Raw genomic sequence first — 17,521 nt, 5'->3', positions numbered from 1 at the left:
CGTAACCATCCAGTGGGATTTTCTGTTTTTTGCCAGAACGGCAAAATTTTTCACAGCTTAAGGCGTGATCTGCCCCTTGTTTTTAACAACTCATTATCACCTTTGCTCGCCTTCCTTGATCCAAGACATTACACTTCGCAGCAACTCTGTACCGGTGGGCATCCAGGGTGGATGTCTCTGTGTCGGTGGTTAATGTCGTCCGATAAGGAATATAGAAATGGCATTGAAAGACGCCCCTACCTCAGTTCTGCTCGAAAACGTTCTCAGCCTGATCCATCAGAAGTTGCCCAAGAAGAGTGCCTCCCTGGTCGAGTGCTTCGTCGCCAAGTTCTACGGCAACATGGCGAGCACCGATCTGCACGATCGCAATGACAGCGATCTCTATGGCGCCGCGCTCAGCCTGTGGAATGCGCTCAACCAGCGCACCAGCACAGAGCCCTATATCCGGGTCTACAATCCCGAGCTGACCCGCCACGGCTGGCAGTCTCCCCATACCATCGTCGAAATCATCCTGCAGGACTCCCCCTTCCTGGTGGATTCCATCCGCATGGCGCTCAAGCGCCGGGGCATCACGGCGCACATGATGCTGCACCAGCCGCTGCACCTCATTCGCGGCAGTGAAGGCAAGATCAGCGCCATTCTGGATCTGGACAACACGGCCGAACAGACCTCCGTCGAGACTGCCTTCCTCATCGAAATCGATCACCTTACCAGCGAGGAGCAGATGGAAGGGCTGACCGCCGAGCTCAACTCCGTCGCCGGTGAAGTGGCCCTGGCGGTCGGTGACTGGCAGCCCATGCTGGCACGCCTGAACGAGATCATCGACGAGCTGCCCAAACGCAAACACCCGGTCAGCAAGGCCGAGGTGGACTCTTGCGTCGCCTTCCTCAAATGGGTGGCCGCTCACAACTTCACCCTGATGGGCTATCGTCGCTACGACGTCAAGGCGGTGGAAGGGGATCACGAGATCCTGCCGCAGCCGGATTCGAGCCTGGGTCTGATGAAAAACTCCATCAAGGATGAGGGGCAGCGCCTGGGCACCATGCCGGCCAGTGCCCGTCACGCGGCCCTGAGCTCCTCCTTGTTGATCCTCACCAAGTCCAACAGCAAATCACGGGTGCATCGCCCGGCCTATGTGGACTACATCGGCATCAAACGCTTCGACGAGCACGGCAAGGTGGTAGGCGAAGATCGCTTCATCGGTCTGTATGCCTCCTCCATCTACAACACCAGCGCGACCCAGATCCCGCTCATCAGCCACCGCCTCGAGCGCATCATGGCCGCTTCCGGTCACGAGAAGGGTTCCCATGCCTACAAGGCGTTGCTGAACGTGCTGGAAACCTACCCGCGCGATGAGCTGATCCAGGCTCGCGAAGAGGAGCTGCTGGCCACCGGTCTTGGGGTGCTGGAGATGCAGGAGCGCGACATGCTGCGCCTGTTCGTGCGCCGCGACGTCTACGGCCGCTTCTTCTCCTGCATGGTCTATGTCACCAAGGAGCGCTACAACACGGCGCTGCGGGTCAAGACCCAGCAGATCCTGCAGAAGTATTTCGGCAGCAGCGAAGAGGTGGAGTTCAACGTCTACTTCACCGAGGGCGTGCTGGCACGGACCCACTACATAGTGCGGGTCAACAACAACAACGTGGATGTGGATGTGAACGAAGTACAGAACAACCTGATTGAAGCGGCCCGCAGCTGGGATGACCGTCTGGACTCCGTGCTGCTCTCTCACTACGGTGAAGCCCGTGGCAACGAACTGCGCCGCCGTTTCAGCACCGCCTTCCCCCGCGCTTACAAGGAAGACGTGCTGCCGGGTTCCGCCGTGGCCGACATCATGGAGCTGGACAACCTGAGCGAGGCCAATCCGCTCGGCATGCTGTTCTACCGTGCCCAGGAGGAGGAGAACGATCGCCGGGTCCGCCTCAAGCTGTTCCACCGCACCGAACCCATCCACCTTTCCGACGTCTTGCCCATGCTGGAAAACATGGGGCTGCGGGTCATCGGTGAAACCCCGTATCAGGTCCGCACCCCGGCGGGCGACATCTTCTGGATCCTCGACTTCTCCATGCTGCTGCATGGGGAGCAGCCGTTCGATCTGGAGCAGAGCCAGCAACGCTTCCAGCAGGCTTTTGCGGCCATCTGGAACAAGCAACTGGAAGATGACGGCTTCAACCGGCTGGTGCTGGGCGCCGGCCTCACCGGTCGTCAGGTCTCGGTACTGCGCGCCTATGCCAAATACATGCGCCAGACCGGCGTCTCCTTCAGCCAGTCCTATATCGAAGAGACCCTGACCCGCTACCCGGATATCGCCCAGCTGCTGTTCACCCTGTTCGAACAACGTCTGGATCCGGCCGGCAAGCAGGACGCCAAGGTGCCATCGCAAGATGCCAAGGCATCCGCCAAGCTGCACGAGCAGCTCGCCGCCAAGCTCGATCAGGTCGCCAACCTGGACGACGATCGCATCATCCGCCGCTATGTGGAGATGATCGACGCCACCCTGCGCACCAACTACTACCAGCTGGACAAGGCGGGCAACATCAAGCCCTACGTCTCCTTCAAGCTGGCCCCCTCCAGCATCACCGACATGCCGTTGCCGCTGCCGAAGTTCGAGATCTTCGTCTACTCGCCGCGGGTGGAAGGGGTGCACCTGCGCTGGGGCAAGGTAGCCCGTGGCGGTCTGCGCTGGTCCGATCGCAAGGAGGACTTCCGTACCGAGGTGCTGGGTCTGGTGAAAGCCCAGCAGGTGAAGAACACCGTCATCGTGCCGGTGGGAGCCAAGGGCGGCTTCTACTGCAAACAGATGCCGGCAGGCGCCCCCCGTGCCGTCATCCAGGAAGAGGGCAAGGCCTGCTATCGCCTGTTCATCCGCGGCCTGCTCGATGTGACCGACAACATCATCGGCGGCGAGGTGATCCCGCCTAAATCCGTGGTGCGTCACGACGAGGATGATTACTACCTGGTAGTGGCTGCCGACAAGGGCACTGCAACCTTCTCCGACATCGCCAACGAGATAAGCCTGGAATATGGCCACTGGCTGGGCGACGCGTTCGCCTCCGGCGGCTCGGTCGGCTATGACCACAAGAAGATGGGCATCACCGCCCGTGGCGCCTGGGAATCGGTCAAGCGCCACTTCCGTGAGATTGGCGTCAACTGCCAGACTACCGACTTCACCTGCGTGGGGATTGGCGACATGGCCGGCGACGTGTTTGGCAACGGCATGCTGCTCTCCGAGCACACCCAGCTGGTGGGTGCCTTCAACCACATGCACATCTTCGTCGATCCGACCCCCAATGCAGCCAAGAGCTTCGTCGAGCGCAAGCGCCTGTTCGAGCTGCCAGGCTCAAGCTGGGATGACTACAACCGGGAACTGATCTCGGCAGGGGGCGGCATCTTCCTGCGCTCGGCCAAGTCCATCAAGCTGAGCCCCGAAATGCAGACCCTGCTCGGCACCGACAAGGCCAGCATGGCCCCGAACGAGCTGATCAAGGCGCTGCTCTGCCTGAACGTCGATCTGCTGTGGAACGGCGGCATCGGTACCTATGTGAAGAGTGCCCGCGAGAGCGATGCCGAAGTGGGCGATCGCAGCAACGATGTGCTGCGGGTCAACGGCCGCGATCTGCGGGCCCGCATCGTGGGCGAGGGTGGCAACCTGGGCTTCACCCAGCTCGGCCGGGTGGAGTACGCCAGCCAGGGTGGTCGCATCAACACCGACTTCACCGACAACGTGGGCGGGGTGGATTGCTCCGACAACGAGGTGAACATCAAGATCCTGCTGAACCAGCTGGTGGCGGCTGGCGATCTGACCCTAAAGCAGCGCAACCAGATGCTCTACGAGATGACCGACGACGTGGCGCAGATTGTCATCACCAACGCCTATCGCCAGTCCCAGTCCATCTCGGTGACCAGTTTCCGCGGCGCCGAGCAGCTCAAGGAGCAGCAGCGCTTCATCCAGGGGCTGGAGCGCGAAGGCAAGTTGGACCGCGGCCTCGAGTTCCTGCCCTCCGACGAAGAGCTCTCCGAGCGGATGGCGGCAGGGCAGGGGCTGACCCGACCCGAACTGGCGGTGCTGGTGGCCTACGGCAAGATGGTGCTGAAAGAGCAGCTCAACTGCCCGGAAGTGACCGACGAGCCCTTCCTCGCCAACATGTTGGTGACCAGCTTCCCGGCCAAGCTGCAGCAGCAGTTCGGGGCGGCGCTTGCCCAGCATCCGCTGCGCGGCGAGATCATCGCGACCCGGGTGGCCAACATGCTGGTCAACGACATGGGGCTCAACTTCGCCAGCCGGATGAAGGACGAGACCGGTGCCTCGGTGGCGGAAGTGGCCTGCTGCTTCGCCATGGCACGCGAGGTGTTTGGCCTCAACCAGCTGTGGCGCGACATCGAAGGGTGTGACAACCTGGTGGATGCCCAGACCCAGCTCGAACTGATGTTCTACAGCCGTCGCATCGTGCGCCGTGCCACCCGCTGGTTCCTGCGCGCCCGCAACCGCAGCTGGAGCATCAGCGAGAACATCGCCTTCTTCCGTCCGGCCTTCGAGACGTTGGGTCAGCACCTCTACGAGGTGATGGACGAGAGCGAAGTAGCCGAGCACCAGCAGGCGGTCGCCGCCCTGGTGGCCAAGCAGGTGCCGGAAGCGATCGCCCGTCAGGTGGCCCACATGAGCAGCCTCTTCTCCAGCCTGGATCTGGCGCAGATTGCCGCGGAGCACAAGACCGACATCCTGCGCGCCGCCAACGTCTACTATCGCCTCGGCGCCAAGCTGGATCTGCACTGGTTCCTCGACCAGATCAATCATCAACCGGTGGGCAACCACTGGCAGGCGATGGCGCGGGCCTCCTTCCGCGAAGATCTGGACTGGCAGCAACGCAGTCTCACTTCCGTGGTACTGGAAGGGTGCAAAGATCAGGGAGAATGCGCTACCATACTGGCCGACTGGATTTCGGAGCATGAGCAACTCTTGTCCCGTTGGACCCACATGTTGGCCGACTTCAAGACCACCAGCACTCACGAGTTCGCCAAGTTCTCGGTGGCCTTGCGGGAGTTGAACCTGCTCCAGTTGAATTGCCGAACCTCGGCATAACCCCAAAAGCCCCGGCCAGTTGCCGGGGCTTTTTTTAAGGAGCAAACATGCTGTACCCTCTCGCCAGGCATTTCCTGTTCAAGCTCAATCCGGAACAGGCGCACGATCTCTCCATCAAATATTTGCCCCGCCTTCTCGGTACACCGCTCGATTGTTTCTTCCGCCATTCTCTGCCCAAACGCCCCGTCACCGTCATGGGGCTTTCTTTTGCCAATCCGGTGGGTCTGGCGGCCGGGCTCGACAAGGACGGTGAGTGTATCGATGCCTTCGGGGCCATGGGGTTCGGTTTTATCGAGGTCGGTACTGTCACCCCCAGACCCCAGAGCGGCAATGACAAACCCCGTCTGTTCCGGGTCATTCCGGCCGAGGGGATCATCAACCGGATGGGCTTCAACAACAAAGGGGTCGATCACCTGGTCGCTCAGGTCAAGCAGGCCAAATATCAGGGGGTGATCGGCATCAATATCGGCAAGAACAAGGACACCCCCATCGAGCAGGGCAAGGATGATTATCTGATCTGCATGGACAAGGTGTATGACCACGCCGGTTATATTGCCGTCAATATCTCTTCCCCCAATACCCCTGGGCTGCGTTCGCTGCAATATGGCGAGGCACTGGATGAACTGTTGGCCGCCCTCAAGGTTCGTCAGCAGGAGCTGGCCGCACAATATAAGAAGTACGTGCCGCTGGCCGTTAAAATTGCGCCAGATTTGACCCCGGATGAAATTAATCAAGTCGCCGCATCCTTGATAAAAAATGGCATCGATGGCGTGATTGCCACCAATACCACCCTCGAGCGCGACATGATTTATGACATGCCTCATGCCGGTGAAGCGGGGGGGCTCAGCGGTCGCCCTCTGCAGCACAAGAGCACCGAGGTGATCCGCCAGCTGGCCAAGGCGCTGGATGGTGTGCTGCCCATTATCGGGGTCGGCGGCATCGACAGCGCCATGGCGGCCCGCGAGAAGCTGGCGGCGGGTGCCAGTCTGGTCCAGATTTATAGCGGTTTTATTTATAAAGGCCCGGATCTGGTCAAAGAGATCGTGACCCATATATAAGAAATAAATCGGTGCCCTTTATTTAAAGTTGCTGAAATTCTCGACATGGAATAAAGTCGAGTAACGACTTCCAGTAAGGGCACCTCCATGTGTATCCAACCCAATGACAATTGGCAGTGGCATTATGATGCTCATGACGATCGTCTGATGCTGGATTTATCCGATCGCATGATATTTGCCACCGAATATAAAGGGCGGCAATTGGTGCCTAGCTCCTTCACCACCCAGCCGTTTTGTGTGGATGATGCCGCGCTCTATTATCAGCTGATGGACAGGGTGGCAGAACTGGAGTGGAGCGTGCCCCATCAGGTGCAGCTGGTCCTCAATGCCATCGCCGTCAGCCGCTTTTACAAACCCTTGATGCCACAAAGCTGGTTCTTTGGCGAAACCCATCCGGTTATCACTCCGGAAACCGGTGCACTGGTGTGCATGGGGACGCCTCATGGCAAGGGGGAGTTTCTGGTGATTGAAGCCGGCGATCAGGCCAGCGTCTGTTTGAGCCTGACCGACGATCTGATATTGACTACCAGCAAGACACTGCCCCGGTTTGGCGTCATCAAGGTGATGAACAATCGCATGAGCCCAAGACCCGCGGCTCAGGCGCAATATCGCCAAGTCGGTTGATATATTCCCGCATAACGTTACCTGCCCTCTGAAGAGGGCAACTGACAATAGATTGCCAGTTGTCATCACTTTCATCTCCATTCTGAACCTGGTCTGAACGTTCACAAAGCCGAACGATATTTAATTTAATCGTTGACCGTTGTGGCTGGTGGAAATGTGAACTGTGCCACTTGAGGCTTTTCCATAAACTACGTAATCTCAAAATGCGAGTGTAATAATGTGCGTGTATCTGGTTGATACGTGTAAGTAGCATGATCAAGGAAATGACTCATGAAAATAAACAAGTATCTATTGGCCAGCAGTCTATTCCTTCTCCCCTTGACTACCTCGGCGGCAGAAGATCTGTCAGTTCTCATCTATGGAGCATCAATACACAGCGGGTGTGAGAAGGCCAAAGGGCCGCACGGGAAGACTTGTGACTTCAACAATATCAACCCTGGTTTGGGCGTTGACTGGGTATTCTTGGGGGATCAGGACACCGGCAAGCTCTCATTGCGTGGTGGGGCTTATGAAGACTCTTATGAAAAATTGGCAGCATTTGCCGGCTTTATGTACCGCAAGGAGTGGTATTTGACCGGGAGCTTCTTTGCTGGTCTCGGGTTACAGGCCGGCTATCTTGATGGCTCTGGCATGAATGGCTTCGCCGTGCTGCCCGTTGTCAGCCTGGGTTACAAGAATCTGGCATTGGAAATAGGATACGCTCCCAAGATGGACCACGTCCCCGGCAGAAAACATGCTGCAGTGACTTCATTTGGTTTGCGCTGGGCAATTTAAGGCAACCAGACCGATGACAGACCCGCATCAAGCGGGTCTTTTCATTTTACGTTATCTTGTTTGTCATCTGGATACCCGCTTGTCGCGGTCAATAGCGTCAAATACAGGAAGTTACTTTTTCATTCTGGCGCCAGTGAATAAAGACCAATAAAAATGCCCTCACGTCAATTCGAGGCGAGGGCGACAAACACACACTACAGGAGGAATAAGCTGTTGTATCAACAACACGGGACTATTCTAAAACCTGTAGTTTCTCTTGAAACCTGATAGATATGACAGGTGGGGCAATGTCGGCATAAACGGGGAGGGGATGTAAAAAATAGCCCTCCCGTTTACGGACGATAACGGGAGGGCAAAGCACGGGGTTTACAGAAAGGACTTGCTCTGTCGTGAAGAATAATAACGACTTGAGTTTTGTTTGACTCCTGTCAGATGTGGCAATTTAGAAGAGGGCAAGGGGGAATATATATCCGGATAACGGATCAAGACTTGCTCGCAAAATAGCCGATTCTGCTTTTTGTGCCATCACTCGCATTGGCGTTGCGTGTGCTGTCGTTACGAGGTCACTCGCTTGCCATCAATGTCACCATTACCGGCCTTCATCTCGCACCTGCGTAACCACTGCCTCTGGGTCGACTGCGCGCTCTTTATGCCGACATGCCCAAGCTTTTGCTGCTCCGGATCGCCGCTTAAGGTATAATGCGGCACTATTTTTATGGCTTCCCCGTGAGCGTGATGAAAGAATTTTTTGCAACCTGCCCCAAAGGGCTGGAAAACCTGTTGGCCGTCGAGCTGACCAATCTGGGTGCAGAGCAGGTCCGCGAGACCGTGGCCGGCGTCCATTTCTGCGGCGAGCTGGCCATCGGTTACAAGGCCTGTCTGTGGAGCCGTTTTGCCTCCCGCATCGTGCTGGTGCTCTCCGAGTTCCAGATGAACGACGATCTGGACCTCTATCTGGGCGCCCATACCATTCCCTGGGAAGAGCACTTCTCCGGCACCGCCACCATAGCGGTGGATTTCACCGGTACCAATGCCTCCATTCGCAACACCCAGTATGGCGCGCTCAAGATCAAGGACGCCATCGTCGATCGCTTCACCAAGCGTGGTCATGTGCGCCCGGACGTGGACAAGAAATCCCCGGACATTCGCATCATGGCCCATCTGGGCAAGGGCAAGGCCAATATCACGCTGGACTTGTCAGGCCCCGCGCTGCACCAGCGCTTCTATCGTCAGGGCACCGGTGAGGCTCCGCTCAAAGAGAACCTGGCCGCGGCCATGATTGCCCGTAGCGGCTGGGCCGGCGAGCCCATGATGGACCCCATGTGCGGTTCCGGTACCCTGCTGATTGAAGCGGCCTTTATCGCCGCCGACATGGCGCCGGCCCTGCGCCGCGAGCGCTTCGGTTTCGATCGCTGGCTGCAGCATGACAGCGAACTGTGGCAAAGCCTGATGATGGAGGCGCAAGTGCGCGCCAAACGCGGCATGCAGCGCTGCGAGGTGAAGCTGTTCGGTTGTGATGCCGACTCCCGCGTGCTGCTCAAAGCCCGTGACAACGCCAAAGCCGCCGGCGTGGCTCATCTCATCACCTTCAAACAGGCCGATGCGACCGCCCTGGAAAACCCGCTGCCCATGGCGGCGGAAGGGGAGACCCGTCAGGTCGGCATGCTCATTTCCAACCCGCCCTATGGCGAGCGTCTCGGCGAGTTCCCGGCGCTGCTGGAAGTGCACCAGGCCCTTGGCGATGCCCTGCGTCGCAGCTTCCAGGGCTGGAAGGTCTCGATCCTTTCTGCCTCCCCCGAGCTTTTGAGCTGTCTGCGCCTGCGCGCCGACAAGCAATATCGCCTGTTCAACGGGGCGCTCGAGTGTCAGCTGCGCAACTACCAGATCGCGCTGGACTCCGTGGCCTCGCAAAAAGAGGTGGCACAGGACTTTGCCAACCGTCTGCGCAAGAATCTGAAGGCCCTCGAGAAGTGGGCGAAGAAAGAGAACCTCGACTGCTATCGTCTCTACGACGCCGATCTGCCGGAGTACAACGCCGCCATCGACCGCTATCAGGACTACCTGGTGGTGCAGGAGTACGCGGCGCCCAAGGATATCCCCGCCCAGAAGACCCGTCAGCGCCTGCTCGACATGGTACAGGCCGCCATCAAGGTGACCGGCATGGACGGCGAGAAGGTGATCCTGAAAGTGCGCGAGCGTCAGGAAGGCAAACAACAGTACCAGAAACTCTCCGAAGAGCAGCACCGGATGGAGGTGCAGGAGTACGGTGCCCGTCTGTGGGTCAACCTCTACGACTATCTCGACACCGGCCTGTTCCTCGACCACCGTCAGACCCGCCGCATGCTGGGCGAGATGGCCCGTGGCAAGCGCTTCCTGAATCTCTTTGCCTACACCGGCAGTGCCACCGTGCACGCGGGTCTGGGCGGTGCCAGCGAAACCACCACGGTGGACATGTCGCGTACCTACCTGAACTGGGCACAGGACAACATGCGCCTCAACTCGCTGGTGGGCCGCGAACACAAGTTCGTGCAGGCGGACTGCCTGAAGTGGCTCTCCGAGGCGGACGATCAGTACGACCTCATCTTCATCGATCCGCCCACCTTCTCCAACTCCAAGCGGATGGACGAGAGCTTCGACGTGCAGCGCGATCACCTGCTGCTGATGCAGCACCTGAAGCGGCTGCTGGCCGCGGGTGGCACCCTGGTGTTCTCCAACAACAAGCGCCACTTCAAGATGGATCTGGCCGGTCTCGAGGCGATCGGTCTCAAGGCCCAGAACATCACCGGCAAGACCCGGCCCAAGGATTTCGAGCGCAATCAGCATATCCACAACTGCTGGATCATCACCCATGCGGAGGCCCAGGGCTGATGCTGACCCTGTTTCACACTGACGGCTGCCACCTGTGCGAACAGGCGTGGGCGCTGGTGGAGCAGGCCGGTCTTGCGGCCGACACTCGCCAGTGCGACATCATGGATGATGCGCAGTGGCTGGCAACCTATCGGGTCCGCATTCCGGTACTGCGGGATGAAGCGGGGCGTGAACTGGGTTGGCCCTTCACCTTGGCTGAACTGCAAGCGTGGCTTGCCAGGCAGGGGTGAGCGGGCGATTTGACGATGAAACGGGGGGAGATCCAGTCTGCCACCCGTTTTTTCATTAGCAATAAGGAACAAGAATGGCTCTTTTGACATTGCACGGCGCGTCGTTGTCGTTCAGTGATTTTCCGCTGCTCGATCAGGCCGAGCTCACCATCGAGCGGGGCGAGCGCCTCTGCCTGGTGGGGCGCAACGGGGCGGGCAAGTCCACCCTGATGAAGGTTATCGCCGGCGAACTGCCGCTCGATGACGGCCGTCTGGTGCTGCAACAAGATTTGAAAGTGACCCGTCTCGAGCAGGATCCCCCCGCGTCGAGCGAACTCACCGTGTTTGACTACGCCGCCGAAGGGCTGGCCGGGGTAGGGGAGCTGCTCAAGCAGTATCACCATATCTCCATGGAACTGGCACACGATGCTTCCGATGCCAACATCCGCAAGATGAGCCAGCTGCAGGAGCAGCTTGACTACCAGAATGGCTGGCAGTTCGAGACTCGCATCAACCAGGTGCTGACCCTGCTGGGTCTGGATCCCGACGTGACCCTCGAGAGCCTCTCCGGCGGCTGGCTGCGCAAGGTGGCACTGGCCCGCGCGCTGGCTTGCGATCCGGATCTGTTGCTGCTGGACGAGCCGACCAACCACCTGGACATCGATGCCATCAACTGGCTGGAAGAGTTCCTCAAGGATTTTCGCGGCGCCATCGTCTTCATCTCCCACGACCGGGAATTCATCCACAAGCTGGCGACCCGGATCATCGATCTGGACCGCGGCGTGATCACCTCCTGGCCCGGCAACTACGACGAGTACCTGCAGGGGAAAGAGGAGTGGTTGCGAGTCGAGGAGCTCAAGAACGCCGAATTCGATCGCAAGCTTGCCCAGGAAGAGGTGTGGGTACGCCAGGGGATCAAGGCCCGTCGTACCCGTAATGAGGGGCGAGTGCGCGCCCTCAAGGCGATGCGGATGGAGCGGACCCAGCGCCGTGAGCTGCAGGGCAAGGCCAAGCTGCAGCTGGACGAGGCGGGCCGCTCCGGCAAGCTGGTATTTGAAAGTGAAGGCTTGGGTCTCGACTTTGGCGATCGCACCCTGTTTCAGGGGCTGGATCTGCAGGTGTTGCGTGGCGACAAGATTGCGCTGGTCGGCCCCAACGGCTGTGGCAAGTCGACCCTGATCAAGCTGCTGCTCGGCCAGCTCGAGGCTAGCCGCGGCTCGGTGCGTCAGGGTACCAACCTGGAAGTGGCCTATTTCGATCAGTACCGCGAACAGCTCGACCCCGAGAAGACGGTGGTGGACAACGTCGGCGAGGGCAAGCAGGAGGTGATGGTGCGCGGCCGCTCCCGTCACATCCTCGGCTACCTGCAGGACTTCCTGTTTGAGCCAAAACGGGCACGCACCCCGGTGAAAGCCTTGTCAGGGGGCGAAAAAAACCGTTTACTGTTGGCCAAATTGTTCTTGAAGCCCAGTAATTTACTGATCCTCGATGAACCAACCAACGACCTGGATGTCGAAACGCTGGAACTGCTGGAGGAGCTGCTGGCGGACTATCCCGGTACCCTGCTGCTGGTAAGCCACGATCGTCGTTTCATCGACAATACCGTGACCGGTTGCTGGTTGTTTGAAGGGGATGGGCGGATCAGTGATTATGTGGGGGGCTATGCCGACATGATGACCACCCGTGCCCAGCAGCAGTCTCAGCTGGCCGCACAGCAGGTGGCGAAGCAGCCCCAGAGCAAGGCGCCAGAGCCTGTCGTGACGCAGGCGCCGGTCGCGGCAAAACAGAAGAAACTCTCTTACAAGTTGCAGCTGGAGCTGGATAATCTGCCAGCCCGGCTGGAACAGCTGGAGGCGGAGCTGGATGCCCTGCAGACGGAGATCAACCACCCCGGTTTCTTCTCCCTGCCTGCGGAACAAACCCAGACCAAACTGGATGCCCTGAATGCCGCAGAGGCGGCATTGGAACAAGCCTTCTCCCGCTGGGAGGAGTTGGAAGCGTTGAAACATCAGGACTAAGGAAGTAGATGAAAAAGCAATTATCCATGCTGGCCATTCTGGTCAGCGCCAGCCTGAATGCCCAGGCGGCACAAAGTCCCTTTTTCACCATTGTCGATGCGTCCGACAAGGGTTACGCCAGCGGGATCAGCGGCGACGGTAACGGGCTCATCGGGATCAACACCAAGAACAACATGGCCGAGCACTTCTCGACCGTGCGCTTCGCCGACTTCCTGGTTGACCGCTTCCGCTTCGAGCAGGGCTGCATGCTCTCCAACTCGGTCTGCAACTCCTTCTGGAACGACAACAGCAACTTCGCCTACCAGTGGCGTCGTGACTTCCTCGATGGTGTCGACCAGCGCAACAACGTAGGTTACGTGCAGCTGGGCGAGACCGACGGTCTGGTGACCGCGCTGGGTGACGTACCCGGCACCCGGGCGGGCTACAAGATGAATGGCAAGGTGCGTACCGCCTTTGCCGTGGTCGAGGAGGGCAACCCCGTCGAGCTGAAGGATGGCGCCGGCACTCACAGCCTGAGCGTGCCGACCAGCATCAAGAAGCTGGACAACGGCCAGTATCTGGTGACCGGTACCGCTGCCACCGGCAAAAACATCGCCGTCAACTCCGAAACCTACAACTGGTGCTTTGCCGGCAACGACGGCCAGTACGGCGACTACCGCTACTGCCCGGGCCTCAACACCCAGGCGAGCTTCTGGCTGGTCAACAGTACCGGTACCTTCAACAAGTTGCTGCAGGCCAACGAGTATGCCCGGGGCCGCAACGAAGTGGTGCAGACTGCTTCCGCGCTCGGCGTGGGCAAATTCAACGGCACACTGTATGGGGTAGGGTACTCCTCCACCGGCGAGATCGGCACCAACTACCTGGATGGCCGCAACCTGGCCGCCTACTGGACACTGGATCTGGATGGCAGCAAGGTAGGGACCACCCAGATCATCCCGCTGGCAGAAGGCGAGCCCGGCAAGGATGACGCCAAGCTGCAACACAGCTGGGCCGTGGGGGTCAACGACAACGGTTATGTGGTCGGCAACCAGCTCTATCGTATCAACAAGGGCCAGAACCGCCCGGTGGAGATGTTCGTGTTCAACCTGAACACGCCGACCACCAACGCCGTGGTCTCCCTGCAGGACAAGCCGCTCAGCGGCTCCGGCTCGGAAGCGGCCGCCATCAACAACCACAACATGGTGGTTGGCTGGCGTGACTCCCGCCATCAGACCCAACCCGTGGTCAACGGCACCAACCGCATGCAGGAAGGCTTCCTGCTCAACGCGGCGACCGGCAACAACTGGTACCTGAACGATCTCATCTGCGGTCTGGATGATGCGGGTGCCAAACAGTGTGCCCAAAACGGTTACTACTACCACATCGCCTATGCCAGCGGCATCAGCGAGAATGGGACTGTGGCCGCGACCGCCTATCGCTACAACAGCGAAAGCGATCTGAACAACCGCACCAACGCTACAGTGGTCAGCGTCAAGCTGGCACCGGTCGTGACCGACTACAAGAACAACGATCCGGCCGGTTATGTGGTCGCCAACGCACCGGTCAACAACCAGACCGGTCAGGATGGCGGCAGCGGTGGTGGCAGCCTGTTCTGGTTGACTCTGCTGGCCCTGCCATTCGCCTGGCTGCGCCGTTTCCAGCGCTAAAAAGTTGTGTCACTAAAAATTAATGCGGTTCAGTGTCTTGTGTCACAATGACCGGATAGCATGAAATTTTTTGTTTGACCCTGCCAACCCCCTGGGGTAAAGATGAAAGCGACCGATGAAAAATTGGTCGCTTTTTTTGTTCCACGGAAGAGGGTCGTAGATGATGAAGAGACAAAAACGGGACCGTCTGGAAAGAGCTCGTGCTCGTGGTTATCAGGCTGGCGTGGTCGGCAAACAGAAAGAAGCGTGTCCGTATCAATGCCTGGATGCACGTGGGCACTGGCTTGGTGGTTGGCGTGATGCCATGGAAGGGCGGGGCTCAGGCCTCTTCATGAAGTAGTCGGTACTTCATCACACATTGCAAAAAGGAAAGGGGCCATGGCGGCCCCTTTACGTTGTGCGGTCTGACCAGGTGGTCAGTCAGCTCATCAGAATGCGGTGGTGTCCTTGAACAGGCCCACTTTCAGGTCGGTGGCGCTGTAGATGGGGCGACCATCCACCTCGACCACGCCATCGGCAATTCCCATCACCAACTTGCGATTGATGACGCGCTTGAAGGTGATCTTGTAGGTCACTTTCTTGGCAGTCGGCAGGATCTGACCGGTGAATTTCACCTCGCCAACCCCCAGCGCACGACCCTTGCCGGGGCCGCCTTTCCAGCCGAGGAAGAAACCAACCAGCTGCCACATGGCATCCAGACCGAGACAGCCAGGCATGACGGGATCACCCGGGAAGTGGCAATCGAAGAACCAGAGATCCGGCGTGATGTCGAGTTCTGCCAGGATCTCACCTTTACCGTGCTCACCACCATGGTCATTGATCTTGACGATGCGATCCATCATCAACATGTTGGGGGCGGGCAGCTGGCTGTTGCCCTCACCAAACAGCTCGCCACGGCTGCAGGCGAGCAGCTCTTCACAGGTAAACGAGTCTTTGCCTTGTTCACACAGGGAAAGGCGGGCATCAATGGTGGAATTGTCTACGGTCACGCTGGTTATCCTTAAAATGGGTCAAAGCCGGGCCAATTTAGCGTACAGATGTTCGCTAAACAACTCCGATCACTTCGTTTATACCCCGAACAGCCTGCCAAACAGGCGGCGCAGCACGCCCCCCTTGACGGCCTCGGTGCCGTTGAGCTCATCCAGGCGCTGCTGGATGCGGCCAAACAGGGTATCCGGCATGTCCGGCTCACCTGCAACACAACCAGTCAGCAGCTCGATGGCCTCTTCCACATGATCCACCGGGTGGATATGGAACTGGCCGGCCTCTACTGCCGCGATCACTTCATCAGAGAGGTTGAGCTGCTGGGCGTTGGTACCGGGCAGCAGGATCCCCTGTTTGCCGGTGAGGCCGTGGATCTTGCACACCCGGAAGAAGCCCTCGATCTTCTCGTTGACGCCGCCGACGGCCTGTACGTTGCCAAACTGGTCGACCGCGCCGGTAACCGCAAAGTGCTGGTAGATAGGCTGGCGGGCGAGGGCGGAGAGCAGGGCACACAGACCGGTCAGAGACGCGCTGTCACCATCGATCTCATGGTAGGACTGCTCGAACACCAGGTTGGCCGACAGCGGGGAGGGGTTTTCGGCACCAAATTTGTTGGAGAGATAACCGTGAATGATCATCATCGCCTTGGCGTGGATATGACCTGCCAGCTCCGCCTTGCGTTCGATGTCCGCCACGTCACCATCCCCCAGATGCACGGTGGCGGTGAGGCGCACCGGCTCGCCGAAATCATAGGGGTGCCCTGAGACCTGAATGACGGAGAGACCGTTGATCTGACCCACTTCCTCACCATCGGTCTGCAGCAGGATCTGGCCGTCGATGACCCCCTGATCGGACTGCTCGACCAGGTAGTTGAGCCGATAATCCTGCTCTTCCAGTGCTCCGCGGATGTGCTCGTCGGTGACGACGTCCGCTTCCAGCTCACGTGCCAGGCTGTCGGCCATGCGCATGATGGCTGAGAGCTGCACCTCGGAGAGCGAGAGCCACTCCTGATGATCACAGAGCCGGCTGGCATGGCGGCAGAGGGCGGCGAGGGCGGCCGGCGTGAAGTCCAGCAGGTTCCAGCGCTCGCGCAGCCAGGCCAGATATTGCAGATAGTCAGGCAGCTCCTCTTCGATGTTCACCTCGGAGACCAAGTCCGCGCGCAGGAAGATGCGCTCCGACATGTCTCTGTCCAGCATCTGGAACTCGGCCACATCGAGCCGGTCACCGACCAGGATCAGCTTGAGCTTGATGGGGGTGGCTTCCGGCGTAAAGAAGGGGGTGAGGGTCTTGCCTTCCTGATAGGCGTTCCAGTCCAGCTCGCCTTTTTGTATCGCGTTCTTGAGCTTGAACCAGAGATGGGGCTGATCCAGCAGCTCATCCAGCTGCAGGATCAGGTAGCCACCGTTGGCCTGACGCAGCAGGCCAGGTTCCAGCAGGTGCTGGTTGGCATAGACGGAACCTTGCTCGGTCTGGTAGTTGATGGAGCCGAACAGGGTGTCCCAGTTGAGGTCGCGGCCATACACCACGGGGGCTTCCTGTTCCTCATGGTGGATCAGCAGGTTGATGAGGACCGGGTGCTGAAATTCGAGCCCCTGTGCCACATGGGCGGCCAGATCGGAGAGGAAATCATCGATCTTGGGATCGTTGTTCTGCTTGCGCATGATGCGGGTGACCAGACGCTCGGCATCCAGATGATGGCTCATCAACTTGAGCAGTTCACCGACCATTTCACAAAACTCGATGCCGGTACCGGGTTGCAGGCGCAGCCAGATGGGTTTGAACGGATTGTTCAGGTTTTCCGTGTAGCAGAGATCGAACAGGTCGCCATCCTTGCCATTGGAGGCGGCGATCAGCGTCTGGCAGACATCTTCATAGTCGACCCCGGGAAAACCGTTGAGCAGCATGACCGGGCAGTCGCCATCAAAACTGGCGAGACGCTTGATGCCGGAGATGGCCCTGGGTTGCAGCGCGGCAAACGGAATGGGTTCGAGCTCGCTGAGGGCAGGAAACTGTTCAATCGCAAAAGCAGGTTTTAATTGTTCTGATGTTAATTCAGCCACTTAAGACATCCGGTCGGAGATAGGATCAATTGTTGCCATTATACACAGTTCAATAAGTGGTAACAGGAAACAAGATATTTCATTTAACATAATATACATTATGCGCGGTTGTGAATATGGAGCAATTTAGTGTCCTGGATTGGTTCAACTGCACTGGATTGGTTTGCCATGAACGAATCTTTTTCTTTCTGTTATCT

Annotated in this window: 11 protein-coding genes; 9 read left to right on the top strand and 2 right to left on the bottom strand. The window is 58.7% G+C overall.

Annotated elements, in window-relative coordinates; genetic code table 11:
- The first annotated feature begins 217 nt into the window (after positions 1-217).
- From G5134_RS13270 to rmf, 9 genes are all read left to right on the top strand, one after another.
- The gene (locus tag G5134_RS13270; RefSeq protein ID WP_408824798.1) at positions 218-5,080 is read left to right on the top strand and encodes an NAD-glutamate dehydrogenase; all 4,863 of its coding nucleotides are present in this window, start codon (positions 218-220) and stop codon (positions 5,078-5,080) included.
- A 47-nt stretch (positions 5,081-5,127) separates the two neighbouring features.
- The gene (gene pyrD, locus G5134_RS13265) at positions 5,128-6,138 is read left to right on the top strand and encodes a quinone-dependent dihydroorotate dehydrogenase (RefSeq protein WP_065017627.1); all 1,011 of its coding nucleotides are present in this window, start codon (positions 5,128-5,130) and stop codon (positions 6,136-6,138) included.
- An 87-nt stretch (positions 6,139-6,225) separates the two neighbouring features.
- The gene (locus G5134_RS13260) at positions 6,226-6,762 is read left to right on the top strand and encodes a cell division protein ZapC (RefSeq protein WP_065017626.1); all 537 of its coding nucleotides are present in this window, start codon (positions 6,226-6,228) and stop codon (positions 6,760-6,762) included.
- A 270-nt stretch (positions 6,763-7,032) separates the two neighbouring features.
- The gene (locus tag G5134_RS13255; protein WP_065017625.1) at positions 7,033-7,536 is read left to right on the top strand and encodes a hypothetical protein; all 504 of its coding nucleotides are present in this window, start codon (positions 7,033-7,035) and stop codon (positions 7,534-7,536) included.
- Between the two features lie 699 nt (positions 7,537-8,235).
- Positions 8,236-10,404 carry a bifunctional 23S rRNA (guanine(2069)-N(7))-methyltransferase RlmK/23S rRNA (guanine(2445)-N(2))-methyltransferase RlmL gene (rlmKL, locus tag G5134_RS13250; protein ID WP_065017624.1) on the top strand — a complete coding sequence of 723 codons (2,169 nt, stop codon included), beginning with the start codon at positions 8,236-8,238 and terminating at the stop codon, positions 10,402-10,404.
- A complete protein-coding gene (locus G5134_RS13245; RefSeq protein ID WP_011706136.1) occupies positions 10,404-10,634 on the top strand; it encodes a glutaredoxin family protein in 231 nt (76 codons plus the stop codon). The genes rlmKL and G5134_RS13245 overlap by 1 nt, the downstream gene beginning before the upstream one ends.
- A 74-nt stretch (positions 10,635-10,708) precedes the next feature.
- Positions 10,709-12,631, top strand: coding sequence for an ABC transporter ATP-binding protein (locus tag G5134_RS13240; RefSeq protein WP_065017623.1), 1,923 nt, complete (start codon positions 10,709-10,711; stop codon positions 12,629-12,631).
- A gap of 8 nt (positions 12,632-12,639) precedes the next feature.
- Positions 12,640-14,277, top strand: coding sequence for a DUF3466 family protein (locus G5134_RS13235; RefSeq protein ID WP_017780101.1), 1,638 nt, complete (start codon positions 12,640-12,642; stop codon positions 14,275-14,277).
- A gap of 160 nt (positions 14,278-14,437) precedes the next feature.
- Positions 14,438-14,617: a ribosome modulation factor gene (gene rmf, locus G5134_RS13230; RefSeq protein ID WP_005315693.1), complete on the top strand. Its 180-nt coding sequence runs from the start codon at positions 14,438-14,440 to the stop codon at positions 14,615-14,617.
- Positions 14,618-14,705: 88 nt separating this feature from the next.
- Here rmf and fabA read toward each other — a convergent pair whose 3' ends face one another.
- Together fabA and G5134_RS13220 are read right to left on the bottom strand one after the other, a co-directional pair.
- Complete coding sequence (gene fabA / locus G5134_RS13225; protein ID WP_065017622.1) at positions 14,706-15,266, bottom strand: 3-hydroxyacyl-[acyl-carrier-protein] dehydratase FabA; 561 nt, start codon at positions 15,264-15,266, stop codon at positions 14,706-14,708.
- A 78-nt stretch (positions 15,267-15,344) separates the two neighbouring features.
- Complete coding sequence (locus G5134_RS13220; protein WP_065017621.1) at positions 15,345-17,324, bottom strand: Lon protease family protein; 1,980 nt, start codon at positions 17,322-17,324, stop codon at positions 15,345-15,347.
- Positions 17,325-17,521: the final 197 nt, after the last annotated feature.

The sequence above is a fragment of the Aeromonas sp. 600276 genome (assembly GCF_049175815.1).
Lineage (GTDB): Bacteria > Pseudomonadota > Gammaproteobacteria > Enterobacterales > Aeromonadaceae > Aeromonas > Aeromonas dhakensis.
This window is presented reverse-complemented; position numbering and strand designations above follow the sequence as displayed.